Origin of the sequence: Azospirillum sp. B506, assembly GCF_000333595.1 — a bacterium.
Classification (GTDB): Bacteria; Pseudomonadota; Alphaproteobacteria; order Azospirillales; family Azospirillaceae; genus Azospirillum.
In genome coordinates this window covers 1-4,634 of the sequence record NZ_BADK01000440.1, presented here as the reverse complement: position 1 = coordinate 4,634, position 4,634 = coordinate 1, and the positions used below count along the sequence as shown (strand labels likewise).

Sequence of the window (4,634 nt, the reverse complement as noted above, 5' to 3'; positions counted from 1 at the left end):
GACCGGGCCGGCGGCACGCTGACCCGGTGATCGCCGCCCTCGACCGCGCCGCGACCGAGGCGGGAGAGGCCATTGCCGCCCTGCAGGCCGTCTCCAGCGGCGTGGACATGGATCCGCGCGCCCTGGAGAAGCTGGAGGAGCGGCTGTTCGCGCTCCGTGCCGCCGCCCGCAAGCATGGCGTCGATGTCGATGCGCTGGCCGCCCTGCGCGAGGAGATGGCCGGCCGCCTGCTGCTGATCGAGGATCAGGGCGATCTGCTGGCCAAGCTGGCGAAGGAGGCCGAACAGGCCCGCGCCGCCTTCCACAAGGCGGCCGAGGCGCTGAGTGCCGCCCGCCGCGAAGCCGCCGGCCGCCTGGACGTCGCGGTGGCCGGTGAACTGGCGCCGCTGAAGATGGAAAAGGCCAAGTTCCGCACGCTGGTCGAACCGCTCGACGAGTCGGAATGGGCTGCGTCGGGTATCGACCGTGTCGCCTTCCAGGTCGCCACCAACCCTGGCTCGCCGCCGGGGGCGCTGAACAAGATCGCCTCCGGCGGTGAGCTGGCGCGCTTCATGCTGGCGCTGAAGGTGGTGCTGGCCCAGACCTCCACCGTCGGCACGCTGGTGTTCGACGAGGTGGACACCGGCATCGGCGGCGCCGTCGCCGCCGCGGTGGGCGAGCGGCTGGAAACGCTGGGTCACGGCCTGCAGGTGCTGGTCGTCACCCACAGCCCGCAGGTCGCGGCGCGGGGCGCCGTCCATCTGAAGGTGCAGAAGTCGCAGACGGGCGAACAGGTCACCACCGGCGTCGCCGAACTGGACGGCGACGAGCGGCGCGAGGAGATCGCCCGCATGCTGTCCGGCGCCACGGTCACCGCCGAAGCCCGCGCCGCCGCCGACAGCCTGATCGCCGGCCGGGGGTGAGAGTACAGCTATTCTCCCGCCAGCGCCTCGGCATGGCGGTGGAACAGGCGGACCAGGGCATCGACCACCGCGGAGACGGCCGGTGAGTCGCGCCGGTCACGGTGGACCAGCAGATGCACATCCTCGCATAGGGCGGCCGGCGGCTCGATCGCCCGGACCAGCGCTGGCTCGGCATCGCCCAGCACGCAGGGCAGCAGCGTCATCCCCATCCCGCGCCGGGCGGCGTCGAGCCGCATCGGCAATTCGCTGAGCCGCGCCACGATGCGGGCGCCGCGTCCTTGCACGATGTCGTCCACCCACCCCGATTGCGACGGCCGCCGCCGCGTTTCCGGCAGGCCGACCACCGGGGTTCCGTCCCAGCGGCCGGACCAGTCGTCGCGCAGGTCCCGCCTCGCATAGAGTGTGAACCCGAACCTCCCCAACCGTCGGGTGACCAGATCGCCTTCGGCCGGCACCCGGTCCATGCGCAGCGCGATGTCGGCCTCGCGCTGGGCGAGATTCAGGGCGGTGCGGGTGCTGAGGATGGTCAGGCCCGTACCAGTATCTGCCCCGGTCTCCGCCAGCAGGTCGGACAGATGCAGGGTGAGGAAGGCGGAGACCGACGTCGTCGCCGTCACCCGCACCGGCTGGGCCGTGGCCGCCAGCCGGTCGGCGTTGCGGGCGAAGGCCGCGGCGGCGTCGCCCATGGCGGCGGCGCTGTCCAGCACCGAGCGGCCGAGCGCCGTCAGTTCCAGCCGGTTGGGCAACCTGTCGAACAGCGGGCCGCCCAGCGCCTCCTCCAGCCGTTTCAGCCGGCGGCCAAGGGTGGGCTGGCTCAGCCGCAGCCGTTGCGCCGCCGCCGTCAGGCTGCCGCTGCGGGCCGTGGCCAGGAAGGCGCGGATGTCCTCCCAGTCGAGTTCCCCATCATCGATCATCCAGTCCCCGTCGGAATCGCCCGGCTTCCAATCTCCTGGTCCGGCGGGGAGGGCGGACGCCGTCACCGCGGCAGCAGGCCATGAAGGGCGGCGTGCTGCAACAGCATGATGGTCTTGCCGTCCAGGATCGCCCCGCTGCCGACCATGGCAAGGGCGTCGGCGAAGGTCAACTCGACCACCTCGATGTCCTCGCCCTCCTCAGCAACCCCGCCACCCTCCTTGCGGTCTGCGGCGCGGTATTCGGCGACGAAGAAGGCCAGCCGTTCGGTCACCGAACCGGGGCTCATGAAGGCGTCGAACACCCGGCGCGGCGCCTGGACCGTCACGCCCAGCTCCTCCTCCGCCTCGGCCCGGATCGCCTCCTCTGGGCTGCGGTCGTCGAGCAGCCCGGCGCACACCTCCAGCAGCGGTTCGGCATGGCCGTTGACGTAGGCGGGAAAGCGGAACTGCCGGGTCAGCAGGACGGTGCCGCGGGTCGGATCGTACAGCAGCAGGGCCGCCCCATTGCCGCGGTCATAGGTCTCCCGGCTGAGTGTTTGCCAACTGCCGTCGCGGCGGCGGTAATCGAAAACGGTCTTCTTCAGCACATACCAGTCGTCGGACAGCAGCGTGACGTCGCGGATGCGGATGCGCTCGTCCTCGGCAATGGAAATGGTGGTGGGCGAAAGGAGCGTCATGGCGATTCCCGGTGGTCATGGAATGACTGTCACTCTGCGCCAGGGCGGAATTTCGGGCAGCCTGCCAGGGATGAAGGGACCATGTGCGGAATCTTGGGGGTGCTGCCGGCCTCCGGCTCCAATCCTTATTTCCAGTTGAGGAAGAGATGCGTCGTAATGATGAGATGTCCTGCCCAGCCCAAGCCTGCCGGGCATAATCATACCTCACCAACGTCCAAATCTTATCCTATGTTAAGTTAACGCAGCTTAATCAGAACAAAGGAATAGCCATTTTGGAGCGTTGCAGCGATCCATCGGCCTGCCTAAATTGTCGATGAAATCCCTTGGCTGTGCGTGACGAACGACGCCGGTCCAGCTTCCGCTAGAGGTCGCGTTTGTCCGAAGTCTTCGTTCGATGAGCGGCCCGGTTCCTTCGGGGTCTGTCGACCTCACCGATTGCGACCGGGAGCCCATCCACCAGCTGGGCCTTATCCAGCCCACCGGCTTTCTGATCGCCGTCACGGCCGATTGGATCGTCGTCCATGTCTCCGCCAACATCGGACGCTGGCTGGGGGTGGAGCCCGACGACCTGTTGGGGCATCTGCTGGCCGACGTGATCACCGGTGAGGCGCTGCACACCATCCGTGGCCGCTTGCAGGTGGCCCACATCAACGGCAGCGTCGAGCGCGCTTTCGGCCTCCATCTATCGGACGTCGCCCCGGTCTGCGATGTAGCGGTCCATCTGTCCGGCTCGACCATCGTGATCGAGGCGGAACCGAGCGAGGGGGAGGGACCGCAGGATTCCGGGTCGCTGCTGCGCTCGATGATCGCGCGGGTCCAGAACACCCGCGGCTTCGAGGCCTTCTGCCGCGAGGCGGCGCGTCAGATGCGGGCGCTGACCGGGTTCGACCGGGTGATGGTCTACCGCTTCGCCCCCGACGGGGCGGGGGAGGTGATCGCGGAATCGGCGGTGCATGGCATCGGCAGCTTCCTCGGCCAGCGTTATCCGGCGTCGGACATCCCGCAGCAGGCCCGGCTCCTCTATGAGCGCAGCTGGCTGCGCTGCATCGGCGATGTGAACGCGCCGCCGGTTCCGGTGGTGCCGGCGGTCGATCCGCTGGGCGAACCGCTCGACCTGTCGCTCAGCCTGCTGCGCAGCGTGTCGCTGATCCATGTCGAGTATCTGCCCAACATGGGGGTGAATGCTCGCTGTCGGTGTCGATCTTGCGGCACGGCAAGTGTGGGGCCTGTTTGCTGGCACCATCGCCACGGCCGCTCGCTTTCCTTNGAGCGCGGGACCACCGCCGAACTGTCGGCCCAGATGGTCTCCTTTCTGCTGGAGGGGCGGGAACGCGAGCAGGAAAGCCAGCAGGAGGCCGAGGCCCGCCGCACCCATCTCCGCATCATGTCGATGCTGGCGGACAGCGAATCGCCGCTCGACAGTCTGGTCGGCTTCGCGACGGAGCTGCGCACGTTGATCGAGTGTGACGGCTTCGCCTGCTGCATCGGCGGCCACCTGCATCTGGAGGGCGAGACGCCGACGGGTGAGGAGACGCGCGGCATCTTGCGGTTCCTGCACCGGGTGCCGCCCAGCAGGGTCTATCTGACCGATCAGTTGAGCGAAGTCCATCCGCCGGCTCGCGATTTCACCGAACGGGCCTGCGGGCTGCTGGCGATCCCGGTGTCGCGCACGCCGCGCGACTTCCTGGTCTTCTTCCGCAAGGAGCTGGTCCGCACCGTCACCTGGGGCGGCGACCCGACCAAGCCGGCGCAGTATGGTCCCAACGGCCCGCGCCTGACCCCGCGCAAGAGCTTCGAAGCCTGGAAGGAGACCGTGCGCGGCCAGTCCAAGCCCTGGACCGAGCTGGACGAGCGCAATGCCGAATCGCTGCGGGTGACCCTGCTGGAGGTGGTTCTGCGGCTGGCCGACGTCGCCGGCCGCACCCGCAAGGAGGCGACCGAACGGCAGGAGCTGCTGATCGCCGAACTGAACCATCGCGTGCGCAACATCCTCAGCCTCGTCCGCGCCCTGGTGCGGCAAAGCGAGAGCGGGGCGGAGACGGTGCAGCAGTTCGCCGCCATCGTCGCCGGCCGCATCGAGGCGCTGGCCCGCGCCCATGACCAGATCACCGCAGACAATTGGGGACCGGCATCGCTGCGCG

The 4,634-nt window shown here is 68.9% G+C and carries 3 protein-coding genes and 1 pseudogene; 2 read left to right on the top strand and 2 right to left on the bottom strand.

All coding sequences use genetic code 11. The features are described 5' to 3' along the window. Positions 1 to 902, top strand: a pseudogene (locus I71_RS13430) (DNA repair protein RecN); the annotation flags it as partial. Between the two features lie 8 nt (positions 903 to 910). Here I71_RS13430 and I71_RS13425 read toward each other — a convergent pair. Together I71_RS13425 and I71_RS13420 are read right to left on the bottom strand one after the other, a co-directional pair. Beyond that, positions 911 to 1,816 (bottom strand): LysR family transcriptional regulator, encoded by a 906-nt coding sequence (locus I71_RS13425; RefSeq protein WP_042695362.1) that lies wholly within the window; start codon positions 1,814 to 1,816, stop codon positions 911 to 913. Between the two features lie 62 nt (positions 1,817 to 1,878). Further along, complete coding sequence (locus I71_RS13420; protein WP_042695361.1) at positions 1,879 to 2,493, bottom strand: NUDIX domain-containing protein; 615 nt, start codon at positions 2,491 to 2,493, stop codon at positions 1,879 to 1,881. Positions 2,494 to 2,887: 394 nt separating this feature from the next. Here I71_RS13420 and I71_RS13415 point away from each other — a divergent pair. Continuing rightward, the coding region (locus tag I71_RS13415) for an HWE histidine kinase domain-containing protein (RefSeq protein ID WP_042695360.1) at positions 2,888 to 4,634 on the top strand (1,747 nt) is incomplete at its 3' end.

What these genes read in the sequence shown, in the direction of transcription:
- I71_RS13425 (WP_042695362.1), bottom strand. Translation starts at nt 1,816, where the DNA reads ATGATCGATGATGGGGAACTCGACTGGGAGGACATCCGCGCCTTCCTG.
- I71_RS13420 (WP_042695361.1), bottom strand. Translation starts at nt 2,493, where the DNA reads ATGACGCTCCTTTCGCCCACCACCATTTCCATTGCCGAGGACGAGCGC.